The 16,331-nt window shown below is 74.0% G+C and carries 16 protein-coding genes; 11 read left to right on the top strand and 5 right to left on the bottom strand.

Going from position 1 to position 16,331, the window contains the following annotated elements; all coding sequences use genetic code 11:
- Positions 1–70 precede the first annotated feature (70 nt).
- Together ABD331_RS37240 and ABD331_RS37235 are read left to right on the top strand one after the other, a co-directional pair.
- Entirely contained in the window at positions 71–1,435 is a 1,365-nt protein-coding gene (locus tag ABD331_RS37240; RefSeq protein ID WP_344485827.1) for an MFS transporter, read from the top strand.
- Positions 1,432–2,262, top strand: coding sequence for a carbohydrate deacetylase (locus ABD331_RS37235; RefSeq protein WP_344485824.1), 831 nt, complete (start codon positions 1,432–1,434; stop codon positions 2,260–2,262). Before ABD331_RS37240 ends, ABD331_RS37235 begins: the two co-directional genes overlap by 4 nt.
- Positions 2,263–2,289: 27 nt before the next feature.
- Here the strand turns inward: ABD331_RS37235 and ABD331_RS37230 are convergent, their stop codons facing one another.
- Positions 2,290–3,153: an oxidoreductase gene (locus ABD331_RS37230; protein WP_344485821.1), complete on the bottom strand. Its 864-nt coding sequence runs from the start codon at positions 3,151–3,153 to the stop codon at positions 2,290–2,292.
- Between the two features lie 332 nt (positions 3,154–3,485).
- Between ABD331_RS37230 and ABD331_RS37225 the strand changes: the two genes are divergently transcribed.
- Both ABD331_RS37225 and ABD331_RS37220 read left to right on the top strand, forming a co-directional pair.
- On the top strand, positions 3,486–3,752 hold the full coding sequence (locus ABD331_RS37225) for a hypothetical protein (protein ID WP_344485818.1): 267 nt from the start codon (positions 3,486–3,488) through the stop codon (positions 3,750–3,752).
- Positions 3,753–3,790: 38 nt separating this feature from the next.
- Complete coding sequence (locus ABD331_RS37220; protein WP_344485815.1) at positions 3,791–4,519, top strand: PEMT/PEM2 family methyltransferase; 729 nt, start codon at positions 3,791–3,793, stop codon at positions 4,517–4,519.
- On the opposite strand, the gene ABD331_RS37215 is transcribed toward ABD331_RS37220, so the two are convergent.
- Positions 4,509–5,072: a hypothetical protein gene (locus tag ABD331_RS37215; RefSeq protein ID WP_344485812.1), complete on the bottom strand. Its 564-nt coding sequence runs from the start codon at positions 5,070–5,072 to the stop codon at positions 4,509–4,511. The genes ABD331_RS37220 and ABD331_RS37215 overlap by 11 nt on opposite strands.
- Before the next feature lie 226 nt (positions 5,073–5,298).
- On the opposite strand from ABD331_RS37215, the gene ABD331_RS37210 reads away from it, so the two are divergent.
- Genes ABD331_RS37210 through ABD331_RS37185 form a run of 6 tightly spaced genes read left to right on the top strand, consistent with a single transcriptional unit; the run spans position 5,299 to position 10,706 of the window.
- On the top strand, positions 5,299–5,547 hold the full coding sequence (locus ABD331_RS37210) for an acyl carrier protein (RefSeq protein ID WP_262380178.1): 249 nt from the start codon (positions 5,299–5,301) through the stop codon (positions 5,545–5,547).
- Positions 5,544–6,791: a beta-ketoacyl-[acyl-carrier-protein] synthase family protein gene (locus ABD331_RS37205; protein WP_344485806.1), complete on the top strand. Its 1,248-nt coding sequence runs from the start codon at positions 5,544–5,546 to the stop codon at positions 6,789–6,791. The genes ABD331_RS37210 and ABD331_RS37205 overlap by 4 nt, the downstream gene beginning before the upstream one ends.
- 15 nt (positions 6,792–6,806) lie before the next feature.
- Positions 6,807–7,106, top strand: a complete 300-nt coding sequence (locus tag ABD331_RS37200) for a hypothetical protein (protein ID WP_344485803.1) — start codon at positions 6,807–6,809, stop codon at positions 7,104–7,106.
- A 35-nt stretch (positions 7,107–7,141) separates the two neighbouring features.
- A complete protein-coding gene (locus ABD331_RS37195) occupies positions 7,142–8,743 on the top strand; it encodes a fatty acid CoA ligase family protein (protein ID WP_344485800.1) in 1,602 nt (533 codons plus the stop codon).
- The gene (locus ABD331_RS37190) at positions 8,740–9,804 is read left to right on the top strand and encodes an NAD-dependent epimerase/dehydratase family protein (protein ID WP_344485797.1); all 1,065 of its coding nucleotides are present in this window, start codon (positions 8,740–8,742) and stop codon (positions 9,802–9,804) included. The genes ABD331_RS37195 and ABD331_RS37190 overlap by 4 nt, the downstream gene beginning before the upstream one ends.
- Positions 9,804–10,706: an alpha/beta fold hydrolase gene (locus ABD331_RS37185; protein ID WP_344485794.1), complete on the top strand. Its 903-nt coding sequence runs from the start codon at positions 9,804–9,806 to the stop codon at positions 10,704–10,706. The genes ABD331_RS37190 and ABD331_RS37185 overlap by 1 nt, the downstream gene beginning before the upstream one ends.
- On the opposite strand, the gene ABD331_RS37180 is transcribed toward ABD331_RS37185, so the two are convergent.
- Together ABD331_RS37180 and ABD331_RS37175 are read right to left on the bottom strand one after the other, a co-directional pair.
- Complete coding sequence (locus ABD331_RS37180; RefSeq protein WP_344485791.1) at positions 10,684–12,900, bottom strand: MMPL family transporter; 2,217 nt, start codon at positions 12,898–12,900, stop codon at positions 10,684–10,686. The genes ABD331_RS37185 and ABD331_RS37180 overlap by 23 nt on opposite strands.
- Before the next feature lie 37 nt (positions 12,901–12,937).
- On the bottom strand, positions 12,938–13,948 hold the full coding sequence (locus tag ABD331_RS37175) for a 3-oxoacyl-ACP synthase III family protein (protein ID WP_344485788.1): 1,011 nt from the start codon (positions 13,946–13,948) through the stop codon (positions 12,938–12,940).
- A 347-nt stretch (positions 13,949–14,295) separates the two neighbouring features.
- Between ABD331_RS37175 and ABD331_RS37170 the strand changes: the two genes are divergently transcribed.
- Entirely contained in the window at positions 14,296–15,828 is a 1,533-nt protein-coding gene (locus ABD331_RS37170) for a carotenoid oxygenase family protein (protein WP_344485785.1), read from the top strand.
- A gap of 4 nt (positions 15,829–15,832) precedes the next feature.
- Here ABD331_RS37170 and ABD331_RS37165 read toward each other — a convergent pair whose 3' ends face one another.
- Positions 15,833–16,261: a DUF2267 domain-containing protein gene (locus ABD331_RS37165; protein ID WP_344485782.1), complete on the bottom strand. Its 429-nt coding sequence runs from the start codon at positions 16,259–16,261 to the stop codon at positions 15,833–15,835.
- Between the last annotated feature and the right edge of the window lie 70 nt (positions 16,262–16,331).

Genomic DNA, 16,331 nt, shown 5'->3' with positions numbered 1-16,331 from the left:
GTACCGTGAGGGCTCGCGGCGACGCCCGCCCCCGTAAGGCGTCGCCGCCCCCCGCAAGGAAGGTGATCGCGTGTCCCAGCCTGCTACGGTCTCCGACCCGGGGCGGACCCCCGCGTGGCGCTACGCCATCGGCATGTTCGGCACCTCGATCCCGATCAACATGATCAAGGGATCGATGATCCTCTACTACGTCGACATCCTCGGCCTCGACGTCCGCGCCTACGGCGCCGTGATGGTGATCTACGCGGTCATCGACGCCCTCGACAACCCGCTGCTCGGCCACCTGTCCGACCGCACCCGCACCCGGTTCGGCCGGCGGCGGCCGTGGCTGCTCGCCGGCGCGCCGATGCTGGCCGCCTGCATGATCGCGTTCTTCTCTGCGCCGTCCTCGCTGGAGGGCATGGGCCTGGTGGTGTGGTTCGCGGTGTTCGCGATCCTGTGCGAGGCTTTCGACTCGATGCTCAACGCGAACTACGGCGCGCTGCTGCCCGAGCTGTACCCGCGCGAGCGCGACCGCGCCGTCGCCAACAGCCTGCGGCAGGGCTTCCAGCTCGTGGCGCTGGTGATCTCGCTCGCCGTCACCCCGCTGCTCACGACGAGCGTGTTCGGCACCGAGGAGTCCACCGAGGGCTTCCAGACCACCGCCGTCATCTACGGGGTGGTGGCCGTGGTCGTGATCGCGTTCATGGCGCTCAGCGCGCGCGAACGGCCCCGCTACTCGACGCGCGAGCGGCCCCGGCTGCTGCCCAGCGTGTGGTCCATCGTGCGCAACCCCCTGTTCTGGACGGTCGGGCTCACCGGCGCCTGCTACGGCATCGCCATGGCGCTCGTGCTCTCGGGCATCCAGCTCTACGTCCGCTACTCGCTGGGCCTCCCGGTCGTGAACGCGCTCTACCTCCAGGGCGTCGTCATCCTCGTCTCGGCGGCCGGACTCGCCGTGTGGACGCGCGTCGTGGCCCGCCGCGGCGCCATGTGGGCCTGGCGGATCGCCTTCGCCGCCCTCGCGGTCAGCTTCGCCGCCCTGTTCTTCGCCACCGACCTGGTCACCGCGATCGCCGCAGGGGTGCTCGTCGGGGCCGGGTGGTCGGGGATGCTGGCCACCAACGACCTCATCGTGGCGCGGGTCCTGGACGCCGACGCGACCCGCAACGGGGAGCATAGGGAGGGGCTCTTCCTGTCGGCGTTCGGCTTCTTCTCGCGGCTCAACGGGATCGTGACCGGGCTGGCGCTGACGTCGCTCGGGGTGTTCTTCGGATACAACTCGGGCGACGACCCCGGGGGCGATCCCGGGCTGGCGTTCCGGGTGTACCTGTGCGCGTACCCGTTCGTGCTGACCGCGATCGGCGCGGTGGCGGCGTGGCTCATCTCGGTGCCGGTGGAGACGCCGCCCGAGGCGGGCGAGCCGGTCGAGACCTCCGCGCGGCGGCCCCGATGAACCGCCGCGTCGTGATCACCGCCGACGACCTCGGCCGCGAGCCGGGAACCACCGAGGTCATCGCCGCGCTGCTGGCCGAGGGGCACGTCTCCGCGACGACGCTCATCTGCGTCTCACCGGAGGCGGAGCAGGCCGCCGCACGCATGCGGCAAGCCGGCGTCGTGCCCCGCCTGCACGTGACGCTCACCAGCGAACGCGGCCTGCCGCGCTGGCGCCCGCTCGACGGTCCGGCGAGCCTCGCCGACGCCGACGGAACGCTCAGCGACGACCCGTTCGTCCTCGGCGCGCGCGGCGAGACGGCGGACGTCCTGCGCGAGGCGGACGCGCAACTCCGCTGGATGCGCGCGCGGGGCCTGCCGCCCGTGGCCGCCGACTCGCATTCCGGCACCCTGTACGGCCTGCACGGCCGATCCTGGCTGGCCGGGACGCTCGCCTGGTGCGCCCGCCACGGCCTGGCCTTCCGGCTGCCCCGCGACCCCGAGCCGTACTTCGGCGGGCCGCTAGCGGCGCCGCTCGCCGCCGCCCACGCGCAGGCCGTCGCCCACGCCGACGCGCTCGGCGTGCGGATCCCGCAGACGATCGCGACCAACCGCAGCACGGCCCGCGACCTCGGCGGTTACGAACGGCTCAGGGACGACTACCTGCGCCGCCTCGCCGCCCTGCCCGAGGGCACCAGCGAGCTGTTCCTGCACCCGTCCCGCGAGGACGCCGTCATCGGCCCGGACGGCGTCGTGCGGACGTGGGAGGCGCGGCTGCTGCGCGACCCCGTGTGGCACAAGGCCCTGGAGAGCGAGGGCGTCGAGGTGGTCGAGGGCTGGTGGGCCTGAGAGGCGTGCCCGCCTGCCACGACGGCGTCATCCCAGCTCGGCCAGGTCCTCCGCGCTCAGGCTCAGCTCGCCGGCGGCGACGTTCTCCTCCAGGTGCGACAGCGACCCCGTACCCGGAATGAGCAGGATGTTCGGCGAGCGGGCCAGCAGCCAGGCCAGCGCCACCTGCGGCACCGTCGCGCCGTTGCGGGCGGCGACCGCGTCCAGGCGCTCGGCCGTGAGCGGCTGGAAGCCGCCGACGGGGAAGAACGGGACGTAGGCGATCCCCGCCTCCGCGCAGGCGTCCACGATCGGGTCGTCCTCGCGGCGCGTCAGGTTGTAGAGGTTCTGCACGCAGGCGATCGGCGCGATCTTGCGGGCCTCCGCCACCTCGGCGGCCGTGACGTTGGAGACGCCCAGGTGGCGGATCAGGCCCTCCTCGCGCAGCGCGAGCAGCGTCTCCAGCGGCTCGGTCAGGGGTGTCCCGCCGCGGTCGAGGTCGCCCATCCGCAGGTTCACCACGTCCAGGCGGTCCACGCCGAGCGAGCGCAGGTTCGCCTCGACGCCGCGGCGCAGGCCGTCCGGGGTCAGGCCGGTCTTGCGCGGCGCGGGCAGGGCGAGGTCGGGGCCTTCGATCAGCGCGCCCACCTTGGTGACGATCACCAGGTCGTCCGGGTACGGGTGCAGCGCCTCCCTGATCAGGTCGTTGGCCGCCACGCCGTCACGGGCGTAGTAGTTCGAGGTGTCGAGGTGGTTCACCCCGAGTTCCACGGCCCTGCGCAGGACGGCGAGCGCCGTCTCCCTGTCGGGACGGTCGCCCCTCGGCCAGCCGGTGAGCTTCATGGCGCCGTAGCCGATCCGCGCGACGCTCAGGTCGCCGCCCAGCGCCCATCGTTGCGTTGTCACGATCATCCACGGTAGAGGGCGGGGGCGTTCCGGCCAAAACACCGCGCCTTACGCGGCCACGCCGACCAAGTTCCCGTCCGGGTCGGTGAAGCGGCCGACCACGAGCACCCCCGGCGTCACCGATCGGAGGACAGACCCGGACGGGCGCGGAAAATCATCGGTCATCCCCGCGTGACGGTGCCGGCCCGGCGGGTGCGGATGGATCGTCACGGGCGGGGCAAACTTCATCAATTCCTTGACGGCGTACGTCGCGCCACAAGTAATCACCTAACGCCGCATCGGCGACGCTGAGTGACAGATCACCCCTGATCCGTCGCCGCCTCGACCAAGGAGTCACCGTGCGCCTCCGCGCTCTCGCCGCCGCCCTCTGCACCGTCCTGCTCGCCGCGCCCGCCGCCGCCGACACCCCCGACCCGGTCACCGCCCTGGCCGCCGCGCCAGGCGGTGATACGGGCAAGTTGTGCATCAGCGTGCCCGTGGGGGCGATGGCCCAGGCGTTCAACGCCTTCCTGGCCAGTCTCGCGGCCCCATCACAAGTCGGGCAGGCGCCGTCCGGCCCCGTCGTGCCGGAGAACATGCTCGTCCTGCAAGCCGCCCCCTGCTGACCCGGCACCACCCGTCCAGCGACCGGAAGACCCCGCACATGCACACCATCACCGCCGCACGGCCCATCACCTGGCGGCTGCCCGTCGTCCTGCTCGGCATCTCCGGCCTGCGCCTGGACCGCGGCACCCGCTACCGCCCCGCCCGCCTGCTCCTGTTCACCGCGACGGCGGCCCTGTACTACCTGCTCACCCCGGTGCTGACGACCCCGGCCGTGGCGACCGCCTACGCCACCGCGGTCTGGCTGCTGTACTACGGCGGGCTGAGCCTGACGCTGGGCGGCCCCGGCCGCACCGCCCTCATCGCCCGCTTCGGCGAGGACCGCGCCTACGCCGTCTACGAGGTGGCCCTCGGCCTGCTGTTCATGAACCAGAGCTTCGCCCAGGCCGTCGTCATCTACGCCTACGGCGACAGCCTGCCGGCCGCGATCCCGTCCTGGGCGGCGTACGTCATCGGGGCGGCGCTCATGGCGGCGGGCACGTTCGCGAAGGTCTGGGCGGCCTGCACCGTCGGCCTGGACACCTACTACTGCCGCGACATGTTCGCGGGCCGCCCGCTCAAGGACGCGGACGGGCTGGTCGTCGCCGGCCCGTACCGGTATCTGCGCAACCCCATGTACGGCGCGGGCAACCTGCACGCCTACGGCTGGGCCGTCTGGTCACGCTCACTGGAAGGCCTCGCCTTCGCGGCGGCCTTCCAGCTCGGCATCTACCTCTTCTACCACTTCAGCGAACGCCCCTTCATCGAGCGCGCCTACGTCAGGTCATGAAGGTGATCTTCCCGGTGCCGTGGACGGCGTTCAGCCCCTTGGTGGCGCAGGCGCGCACGTCGGAGGTGGGGGTGGCGGTGCCGGCCAGGTTGGAGCCGGCCAGCGCCCCCTTGGTGACCCGCCCGCCGAGCAGCATGTCGCCCGGGTTGTAACCGGCCACCTTCTGCACGGACGGCCGCACGGTGGACACGCCCGTCTGCCTGCCGTCGGCCCCGTACCAGGTGATGGTGCCCTTGCCGCGGACGTCCCGCACGCCGGCGCAGGAGGCGCGGCCGGTGCTGTGCACGTTCATGATGCCCGAGCGCAGGTGGGCGGCCGACGGCGAGGTGGACGTGCAGCCGGTCAGCACGATGCCCGCCTGCGCCGTCACCGTGCGCGGCAGCAGCTTGACCGGCGGGGAGAAGGTGATCGGACGTTCCGAGGTGGTGGCGACCTGGCAGGTGAGCAGCGTCTGCTGAACGGTCGCGGAGGCGGTCGCGGGGGCGGGCGCGGCGGCAAGGACGGCCCCCAGGGCCGTGGCCGCGGCTACGGGCATGAGCGGGTGAACGGGCATGTCATCTCCTCGTACGTGCCGTGATCGGTGCGCGGCTGATCCCTCCCAGGCGCGCCCACGACAGAAGCGAGCATGATCTGCGGCGGCGCGGGCGAACCGCTTCGCGGCAAAACTTGATCAACTCCTTAACGGCGGACGACGTGCCACAAGTGATCATCTATCGCCCCATCGGCGACGCTGGGTGACACGAGCCGCGTTTCGACGCGCTGGCAGGAAGGAGCCCGACGTGAGCGACGACGACATCGTGACCGTGGTGCGCGAGCGTTGCGCGAAGATCCTCAAGGTCGATCCGAGCCGGGTCACCGAGGACGCGCTGCTGCGCGAGGACCTGGAGGCCGACAGCCTGGACCTGGCCGAGCTGCACGTCGCCCTGGAGGACACGTGGGGGCCGCTGCCCCGCGAGACCCTCGCCGACGTCCGGACGGTCGGCGACGTCTACGCCAAGGCCCGGCTGCTGCTGAGCGAGTCCGCGTGAGGGATTCCCGCGTCCGGGTCGCCGTGACGGGGATGGGCGTGCGCACGCCGGCGGGCGCCTGCCCCAAGGAGCTGTGGAACGCGCTGCTGGCCGGCCGCTCCACCGCCCGGACGATCACCTCGTTCGGCACCGAGGGGCTGGGCGTCGGCTTCGCCTGCCAGATCGGCGACCTGGACACCTCGGCGTACCTGACGCCCAAGCAGGCGTCCCGGCTCGACCGCGTCGCCCAGCTCGCGCTCTGCGCCGCCACCGACGCGCTCGCCGACGCCGGCGCTCGCGACGGTGAGGGCCCGCCCAGGACGCCGCCGCACCGGCGCGCGGTCGTCACCGGCACCGGGTTCGGCGGCAGGACGACCGACGAGACCGTCATGCTCACCGGCCGGCACCCGGAACGCGGCAACCCGGGCCCGCTGCACGTGCCCATGATCATGCACAACTCCGCGGCGGCGGCCATCGGCATCCACCACCGGATCCAGGGCCCGAGCCTGTCGGTGGAGACGGCCTGCGCCTCCGGCTCGCACGCGATCGGCGAGGCCGCCCGCCTCCTGCGCGACGGCTCCGCCGACCTGGTCATCGCCGGGGGAGCGGAGGCCTGCGTCACCCCGACCGTGCTGCTCGCCTTCCACCGCTGCCAGGCGCTGTCACTGCGCAACGACGAGCCGGAACGCGCCAGCCGGCCGTTCGACCGCGCCCGCGACGGCTTCGTGCTGGCCGAGGGCGCCGCGTTCCTCGTCCTGGAGAACCTCGAACACGCCCTGCGCCGCGACGCCCGCATCCACGCCGAGCTCACCGGCTACGCCTCCACCTCCGACGCCCACCACCTCACCGCCCCGCCGCCGCACGGCGAAGGCGCCGCCCGCTGCATGCGCGCCGCACTCGCCGACGCCCGCCTCGCACCGGACGAGATCGCGTACGTCAACGCGCACGGCACCGGTACGCCGCTCAACGACGTGGCGGAAGCCCAGGCGATCAGCCAGGTGTTCGGCCCCGCCCGCGTGCCCGTCACCTCGATCAAGGGGGTCACGGGGCACGCCATCGCCGCCGCGGGCGCCATCGAGGCCGTGGCCGCCGTCCTGTCCATGAACGAACGAGCCATCCCGCCGACCGCCAACCTCGACCACCTGGACCCGCGCTGCGACGTCGACGTCGTCCGCCGGGTACGGCCCATGCCGCCGGGGCCGGTGATGTCCAACTCGTTCGGCTTCGGCGGCCACAACGCCACGCTGATCTTCTCGCCATACTGACCAAGGACTCTCGCTGTGCGTATCTCCGCTCTCGCTCTTCTCGCCGCCGCTCTTCTCGCCACCACCGCCTCTGCCTCCGCCGACGTGCCGGGAGGTGCCGCGGCGGGGCCGGATCCGGAACGCGTCTGTGTCACCGTGCCTGTGCAGGGGCTGGCCCAGGCCTTCACGAACTTCTTCAGGCCGGGCCCCGCCGGAGGGACGGAGGCCGGGGCGCCCGCCGCCACCCCGGGCGTCGCCGCGGCGGCGCCCGAGACCCAGATCCTCGGCTTCCAGGTGCCCAGGGACCTGCGCGTCCTGGAGGCCGCGCCCTGCTGAGCCCCCCGCTTACGAGCTGTGAGAGGTGATGCGGTGTGACCACCCCGCTCTTCGACGTCGTGGCCATGACCGAGCACTGGGCGCGCGCCCACCCCGACACGGTCGCCTGCCGCGTCGAACGGCGCCGCCACACCGAGACCCTGACCTACGCCCAGCTCGACGACCTCATCACGGGGGCGGCGACCAGGCTGGCGCGCGCCGGCGTCACGCCGGGGACGCGGGCCGCCGTCCTGGTCCCGCCCGGCCGTGACCTGGTCGCCGTGGTCCTGGCGCTGCTGCGGCTGCGGGCCGTACCGGTGCTGATCGATCCCGGGCTCGGGGCGCGGGCGGTCGGCGCGTGCCTCGCGGAGGCCGCCCCCGAGGCGTTCGTCGCGGTCCCGCGCGCCCACCTGGCGCGCGTCCTGCTGGGCTGGGCGCGGGACAGCGTGCGCACCACCGTCACCCTCGCCACCCGCTCCCTGTGGCTGGCCCGCACCCGCCACCCGGCCCAGCCGGCGCCGGACGGCGACGGACCGGCGCTCATCGTCTTCACCTCGGGCTCCACCGGCGCGCCCAAGGGCGTCCCCTACCGCCACCGCCAACTGGCCGGGCAGACCGAGCTGCTGGCCCACCTCGGCGCACTGGAACCCGGCACCACGCTGTACTCGACCTTCCCCCCGTTCGCCGTGGCGGCCCCGTCGATGGGCTGCCAGGCGATCATCCCGCGCCGCACCCCCAGCCGCCCCGAACGCACCGACCCGGCCGCCATGGCCCGCTCGATCACCGCCCACCACGTCCGCGCCCTGTTCGCCGCGCCCGCCCTGCTGGACCGGCTGGCCCGCCACTGCCTGCGGCACGACCGGATCCTGGACACCGTCGAGGTGGTGCTCACCGCCGGCGCGCCCCTCCCGTTCCCGGTGCTGCGCCGCGCCCGGCGCTGCCTGCCCCCGCACGCCGACGTGCGCTCGATCTACGGATCCACCGAATGCCTGCTGGTCAGCATGGCGGACGCCGCCGAGCTGACCGCCACCGCCGAGGCCACCGCGCGCGGCGCGGGCACCTGCCTGGGCGGCGTCCTGCCGGGCAACAAGGTCCGCGTCATCCGCATCACCGACGAGGCGATCCCGCACTGGTCGGACGACCTGCTCGTGCCGCCGGGCACCGTGGGCGAGATCACCGTGGCGGGCCCGGCGGTCGGCGACCCGTACCTCGCCCGCCCGTACGAGAGCGCCCTGGCCCGCATCGACGACCACGGCGAGCCCGTCCACCGCATGGGCGACCTGGGCCTGCTGGACGAGCAGGGGCGGCTGTGGTTCGCGGGGCGCAAGAGCGAGCGGGTGCGTACCGCCGGCGGCGAGCTGTACACCGACCAGGTCGAGCCGATCGTGAACGCGCTGCCGGGCGTGCGGCGCAGCGCGCTGGTGGGCGTGGGCCCGCCCGGCGGCCGGCGTCCCGTCCTGTGCGTGGAGTGCGAGCCGGGCGCCTCACGCCGCGAGACCCTTGAACGGGTACGGGCGCTCGCCGCCACGGACGGCGCGGGCGGCGCCGGGGTTCTGGCGCACCCGTGCCTCCCCACGGACGTCCGGCACGCCAGCAAGATCCGCCGCCCGCTCCTGGCCCGCTGGGCCGCCCGCAAGCTCGGCCTGGAGGAACGATGAAGGTCATGGTCACCGGCGGCAGCGGATTCCTCGGCCAGGCCATCTGCCGGCTTCTGACGGCACGGGGCGAGCAGGTCTCGGCACTGAACCGCCGCCACCACCCGGCACTGGCCGGCCTCGGCGTCGTCCAGCACACCACCGACCTGCGGGACCGCGACGGCGTGAGGGCCGCCGTGTCCGGCTGCGACGCGGTCGTGCACTGCGCCGCCCTGGCCGGCGTGTGGGGCCCGGCGCACGCCTACCGCTCGATCAACGTGGAGGGCACCGCGAACGTGATCGACGCCTGCCGGCGTGCGGGCGTCACCCGCCTGGTGCACACCTCCTCGCCGAGCGTCGTCCACGACGGCCGCGACCTGGAGGGCGTGGACGAGTCGGCCCCGTACGCCCGCCGCTTCCCCGCCCCGTACCCGGCCAGTAAGGCGATCGCCGAACGCATGGTGCTGGCCGCCGACGGCGACCGGCTGGCCACGGTCGCGCTGCGCCCGCACCTCATCTGGGGGCCGGGCGACCCGCACTTCCTGCCCCACTTCGCCGCGCGGGCCCGCCGCGGCCGGCTCGTCCTGCCGCGCGCGCCCGGCAAGCGCATCGACACCGTGTACGTCGACAACGCCGCGGAGGCCCACCTGCTGGCCCTGGACGCGCTCACCCCCGGCTCACCGCCCGCCGGGCGCGCCTACTTCATCACCCAGGACGAGCCGGTCACGCTCACCGACTGGGTCAACGGCCTCCTGGGCGCGGCGGGCCTGCCTCCGGTGACCCGGCACGTGCCCGCCCGGCTGGCCCGGCTGGGGGCCGCGGCCGTCGAGCACGGCTACCGGCTGGCCCGCGTCCGGGCGCAGCCGCCGATCACCCGGATGGCGGTCGCGCAGGCCACCACGTCCCACTGGTTCGACATCTCCGCCGCCCGCCGCGACCTCGGCTACGAGCCGCGCGTCGGCACGGCGGAGGGGCTGGCCAGGCTCGCCACGCACCTGTCCGCCAACCCCGACCACGCCGCCGCCCGCACGCCTGAGCTCCTGACGCCGGAGCGTCGCCCGTCCGCCCGCACGTCTGAGGCCTGATGCACCTGCCCGGCTACCCCTTCGAGTCGCGCTGGTTCACCCACGACGCCCTGCGCCTGCACTACCTGGACGAGGGCGACGGCGCGCCCGTGCTCATGCTGCACGGCAACCCGTCCTGGAGCTACCTGTGGCGACGCCTCGTCCTGGCGCTGCGCGGCGAGCACCGCTGCATCGCCCCCGACCACCTGGGCATGGGCCTGTCCGACAAGCCCGCCGCCGGCCGCCACCCCTTCACCCTGGCCGCCCGCGTGGACGACCTCGACGCCCTCACCGGCCACCTCATCACCGAACGCGCCGCCCCCGAGAACGGCTGGACGCTCGTCATGCACGACTGGGGCGGCCCCATCGGCATGGCCTGGGCCGCCCGCCACCCCGGCCGGGTGTCCCGGCTGGTCGTGCTCAACACCGCCGCCTTCCCCGACCCGCACGGCCCGCGGGTGCGCCCGGCCCTGCGGCTGCCGCTGTGGCTGCTGCGGGAGACGCGGCTGGGCGAGCGGCTGTTCCTGCGCCACCACGCGTTCGCCCGGCTGGCCACGCTGCCGCCGTTCGGGCTGCGCGACCGGCTCCCGCCGGACGTGCGGGCCGCCTTCCTGGCGCCGGACGACGGGAGGGAGCACCGGCTGGCCGTCCAGCGGTTCGTCCACGACATCCCGCTCGGCCCCGGCGACCCGTCGTGGCCGCTGCTGGTGCGGGCGGGGGAGACGGTGGCCGCCTTCGCCGACCGGCCCGTCCTGATCGGGTGGGGGCTGCGCGATCCCGTCTTCGACCCGCTCATGCTGCGCGAGTGGCGGCGGCGCCTGCCGCACGCCCAGGTGCACGCCTTTCCCGGCGCCGGGCACTACGTGCTGGAGGACGCCCACGACAGCCTCGTGCCGGCGATCACCGCCTTCCTGAGGCGCTGAACCCGGGCAGCCACCAGTTCCACCGCCCCAGCAACCGCATCAGGCTCGGCACCAGCACCATCCGGATGATCGTGGCGTCCAGCACGATCGCCGCCGCCACCGCGAACCCGCCCTGCTGGAAGTCCAGCCGCCGCGTCAGCATCAGCCCCCCGAACGTGACCGCCATGATGGCCGCCGCCAGCGTGATCGGACGCGCCGTGCACCGCAGCCCGTGCACCACGGCGGCGGTGTTGTCGCCGCTGCGGCGGTAGTGCTCGGCGATGCGGTGCACGAGGAACACCTCGTAGTCCAGGGACAGCCCGAAGACGATGGTGAACACGATCAGCGGCAGCAACGCGTTGACGTCGGCGCCCTGCGGCCCCAGGTCCTGGAAGACGACGGTGAGCAGTCCGAAGGCGGCGCAGACGGACAACAGGTTCATGGCGACCGCCTTGAGCGGGATCAGCAGGCTGCGGAACGTCAGCAGCAGCAACCCGAACGACGCCAGCAGCACCACCGCCAGCACCTGCCACAACCCGTCCAGCGCCCCGGCCGCCAGGTCGCCGAGCCGCGCCGCCGGTCCGACGGCCGGCATCGGCTGTCCTGCGGGCAGCAGGCGCGCGCCCATCGTGCGCAGGTCCCGCTGGAAGGCGGTCGCGGCGGCCCCGTCCGGGGGGCACCGGTCGGCGATGAGCATCACGGTCAGGTCCCTGCCGTTGTCCATCACGGTGGCCATGGACACCCTCGGATCGGCCCTGAGCGCCTGCTGGAAGGCGAAGGTGTCCACGGGCGGGGCACTGTTGGGGTGCGGCAGCGCCACGGTGGTCAGCCCGGCCACCCCGTCGCGTTCCAGCACGGCCATCCCGGCGCCGATGTCGGTGCCCGCCAGCGCCGGGCGGTCGTAGTGCAGGCCCATCCGCAGGTGCAGCACCGGCACGGCGGCCAGGGCCAGCACGGCGACGGCGGCCACGGCGTACCGGCCTGGCCTCCTCATCATGTGCTCGGCTGCCCGCAACCACGCCGCCCGCCCACCCTCGGCCTCGGCCCTGCGGTGCAGCCACGCCGCTCGTCCGTCCGCCGCCCCGGCCCTGCGCCACGGCAGTGTGCCGAACCCCAGCCACCGGTCCAGGCGGGACAGCAGCGCCGGGCCCAGCGTCAGGGCGGCGGCCAGGGTGACGAGGGCGGCCAGCATGCCGGCCAGCGCGAGGGAGTGCGCCCACGGCACGTCCACGACCAGCAGCGCGCAGGACGTGACGACGATCGCGGCCCCGCACCACAACACCGTGCCGCCCGCCGTGGCGGCGGCGCGCCCGGCAGCGAGCCGCGCCGTCAGCCCGGCGCGGCGGCCCTGACGGTAACGCAGCAGGATCAGCAGCGTGTAGTCGAGCCCCAGCCCCAGCGACATGGTGACGGTGTAGGTCAGCATGGTCGAGTCGACCGGCGCCAGCGCCGCCGCCACCGCGAGCGCGCCCACCCCCGTCAGGATCGCCGCACCGCCCACCACCAGCGGCAGCGCCGCCGCCCCCACCGCGCCCAGACCCAGCACCAGCAGCACCGCCGCCACCGGGACGGTCATCGCCTCCATCGACCGCAGATCCGCCAGGTCGGCGTGCGCGAGCTGCGCGAAGGCCCGGCTCACCCCCAGGATGGTCACGGTGACCGCGCCGCCCGACGCGTCCCGGGCGGCCTGGCGGGCGGTCGCGAGCTGGGCGGGCAGGTTCCGCTGCCGGGCCCGCTCGTCGCCGTGCACGCCGGCCAGCACGTACGCGTGGCGGGGGTGCATGCCGTCGGTCTCGGGCAGCGGCAGCAGCGCGCCGACGTCCGGACGGGCGGCGAGCGCCTCCACCGTGGCGGCGACCGCCCGCTGGTGGCGCGGCTCGTCCGCGTTCACGGTGGACGAGCCGAACGCCAGCATCATCTGCTCGCCGCCCAGCTCAGGGAAGCCGCGCGCCACCATCGCCGCGGCCGTCGCGGACGGCGAGCCGGGCACTTCCAGCGAGGGCGGGGCCAGCCGCTGCGCGAGGCCGGGCAGCACCGTCAGCGCCGCGCCGGTCAGGAGCAGCCAGCACGCGATGACGACCCATCCGGCCGGTCCCGCCACCGCCCGCCCGAGCCGGTCGAGGACGCCGGAGCCCGCGGCGAGACCGTCCTGCCACGGGCCGGGCCCGGCAGGGGGAACGGCGCGGGGGCTGCGATGACGGATGCCGACCGGCATGGACACTCCTCCTCATGGCCCGTCCCCGACAGGCCCTTTACCAGCGCAGCAGCACCGTGCCCGAGCTGAGCCCGCTCGCCACCCCCACCAGCGCGACCAGGTCGCCCCGCTTGAGCCGCCCCGCCTCCTCCGCCGACCGCAACTGCATCGGCAGCGTCGAGGCGGCCAGGTTGCCGTGATCGGCGATCGTCACCTCGGCCTTGCCCGGCGGCAGCTCGATCAGCTCGCACAACCAGTGCAGCGCCGCCAGCGACGGCTGGTGCACGCACACCACCGCCATGTCCTCCCAGCCGAGCCCCCGCTCGGCCAGCGGCTGCCGCAGCACGCTCAGGTCCAGCTTCTGCACCCCGATGGCCAGCGACACCGGGTCGATCGCGAAGGGCCCGGCGCCGAACCCGCCGAGCGGGTCGCGTACGAACGGCATGATCGAGGACTCCCAGTACGCGGAGTTCGCCCCGAACCGGTCCCCGAGCACCCCGGGCGTTGCGCTGGACTCCAGCAGCAGCGCCGTGCCCGAGTCGGAGACCGTGTAGGACGGGATCGCCGGCTCGAAGTCCTCCTGCGACTCCAGCCGCCACTGGATGCCCGCGGTGACGACCTCGCCGCACGCGATGAGGACCGTGCGGTGGTAGCCGCCGGTGATGAGCGCGTCGGCGAGGTGGATCGCCCGCAGGACGCTGTTGCACGCGTCCCGGACGTCGAAGACGGGGCAGTTCGCGCCCAGCTTGGCCGCCACCATGTGGCCGGTCGCCGGCTCGACGGCGTCGCCCGACACGCCGGCGTAGATGATCAGGTCGAGGGACGGCGGCGCGTGCCCGGTCTGCCGCAGCAGCCGCCTGGCCGCCGCCACCGCCAGGTCCGACGCCATGCTCTCCGGCGGCGCGACGTGGCGGCGCCGCACGCCGCTGTGCCGCTCGATCAGGCCGCGCGGCACCTGGACGCCGGGGTTGCGTTCGGCGAGCAGGTCCTCCAGCCGCGGTGTCGTCAGGCTGTCTTCCGGCAGGTGTACCGCCACCCCCGCCACGCGGGAGTACCGCGACCGGCTCATGCGGGCTCGCCCCTTCCCCGTACGGGCCGCGCAGATTGCCGATAGACCATGCTAAGTCCGCCTTTCCTGGGCAACAGGCGCCCACGATAAGCAAGACCAGGCGGCGAACCTAGCTGAACCGCCGAGCGCACGCCCCGGCTTGCCGAGGCCTTGACCAGCGCTCCCTCACGGCGATCCGGGCCGGCGCCGCCGAGCGGCAATGTGGCCACGGCGCGCCTATGCGGCGCCGCCGCCCCGTCCTATGGTGACGCTCTCGGTACCTCGCTGGAGGCGCCGCTGATGACGCTCTCCAGAACCCCGCTGGAGGCGTCGTGCTCGCCCGTCTCCGGAACCTCGCTGGAGGCGTCGTGATCGACCCGCAGACCGTCGCACAGTACGGCCTCCCCGGCCACCTCCAAGCGGTGCCCGACGAGATCGACGCCGTGGACCTGCCCGTGACCGGCACGCTCCCGCCCGAGCTGGACGGCCGCTACCTCCGCAACGGCCCCAACCCCCTGCCCGGCCGGCGCGGCGGCCACCTCCAGGCCGGTCCCGGCATGCTGCACGGGGTACGGCTGCGCGGCGGGCGCGCCGAGTGGTACCGCAACCGGTGGGTGCGGACCGGCGCCTTCCACGACAAGCCGTTCGTCACCCCCGACGGCCGGATCGACCTGACGGCCACCTCGGCCAACACCCACGTGATGGCGCACGCCGGCCGCGTCTACGCCCTCGTCGAGGTGGGCCTGCCGTACGAGGTGACGCCCGGCCTCGCCACCGTCGGCCCCTGCGACTTCGGCGGCCGGCTCACCACCGCCATGACCGCTCACCCCAAGACCGACCCGGACACCGGCGAGCTGCACTTCTTCGGCTACGGCTTCGTGCCGCCGTTCCTCACCTACCACCGGCTGGACGCCAAGGGCGAGCTGGTCCACAGCCGGGAGGTGCCGGTGCGGGCGGGCACGATGATGCACGACTTCGCCGTCACCGAGCACCACGTCGTCTGGCTCGACCTGCCCATGACGTTCCAGCTCTCCCTGGCCGCCCAGGGCATCCCGTACGGCTGGGACGAGGCGCACGGCGCCCGGCTCGGCCTGATGCGCCACGATCGTCCCGGGGCCGAGGTGACGTGGTTCGAGATCGAGCCGTGCTGGGTCTTCCACGTCGGCAACGCCCACGAGGACGCCGGCGGCCGGGTGGTTCTGGACGCCGTCCGCTACCCGCCCGCCGAGTGGACCGCGCTCTGGGCGATGCTGTCCCGTGCGGACGCCGCACGCGGCTTCTCCCCACGCCTGTCCCGGGCGGACGCCGAACGCACCTTCGGCCCCCTGCCTCCACCGGCCGGCACCGGCCGTGGCTTCGGCCCCCTGCCCCCACCGACCGGCACCGGCCGTGGCTTCGGCCCCTTGCCGCCGCAGACCAGTGCCGGCCTTGGCGCCCCGGCGGTCGGCCGCTCCTCCCTGCACCGCTGGATCCTCGACCCGGCCACCGGCCGCGCCACCGAGCAGCAGCTCGACGACCGGGTGGTGGAGTTCCCCACGATCGACGACGACCTGACCGGCCGCCGCTCCCGCTACCTTTACACCGTCACTGGCAACGAGCCCCGCAGCCGCGACCGCTGCGCGATCGTCAAGTACGACGACGTCACCGGCACCTGCGCCACGCACGAACCGGACGGCGACACGATGGTCGGGGAGGCGGTGTTCGTACCGGCGGCCCCGGGCCCGCGCAGGGAGGACGACGGCTGGCTGATGGCGGTCGCCACCCGCCGCGACGGCTCCGCCTCACAGCTCCTGGTGCTGGACGCGTCCCGCGTGGAGGGTGGCCCTGTGGCGTCGGTGGAGCTGCCCCGCGGCGTACCGGCCGGCTTCCACGGCTCGTGGATCCCGGAGTCCGGCGGGTGAAATCTCAGGGCAGGATCGAGGCCAGGTCCTTCGGCATGGCGGATCTCACGTCCTCCCACTCGCCATCGCTAATGTGCCGCCTCAACGCGTGCAAAACCTCCTTTACCAGCTCCTCCTCGCTCTCCTCAAGCTCGAAGGCCAGCTCACCGCAGACGCGGGCGAGGAATTCCTCGCGGTGGGTCTTGACGGGCACGATGCTCGGGCGCCACCCGTCGTAGTAGATTCCGCGGATCAGCAGCGGCAACTGGGCGGCGAGGTGGGCGCTCTCGTCCACGCTCAGCCGGTCGCGCAGCGCGTGCAACACGGCGCGCAAGGCGGCGTAGGACTGGTTGCGGCGCTCCGGCGTCCAGCCGTGCGCCTCCTCGATCTCCCGCAGCACGCGGTTCGTCTTGTCCACCGTACGGTTGAACGGCGCATAACCGGTTTCCACCATCTCTTTCACCCTCTCCGACCTCGGCGGGCACACCCCGCAATCGAGCCTCGGCGAGGCGGGCGCGATTCAC

Source organism: Nonomuraea monospora (genome assembly GCF_039531895.1).
Taxonomy (GTDB): domain Bacteria; phylum Actinomycetota; class Actinomycetes; order Streptosporangiales; family Streptosporangiaceae; genus Nonomuraea; species Nonomuraea monospora.
This window is presented reverse-complemented; position numbering and strand designations above follow the sequence as displayed.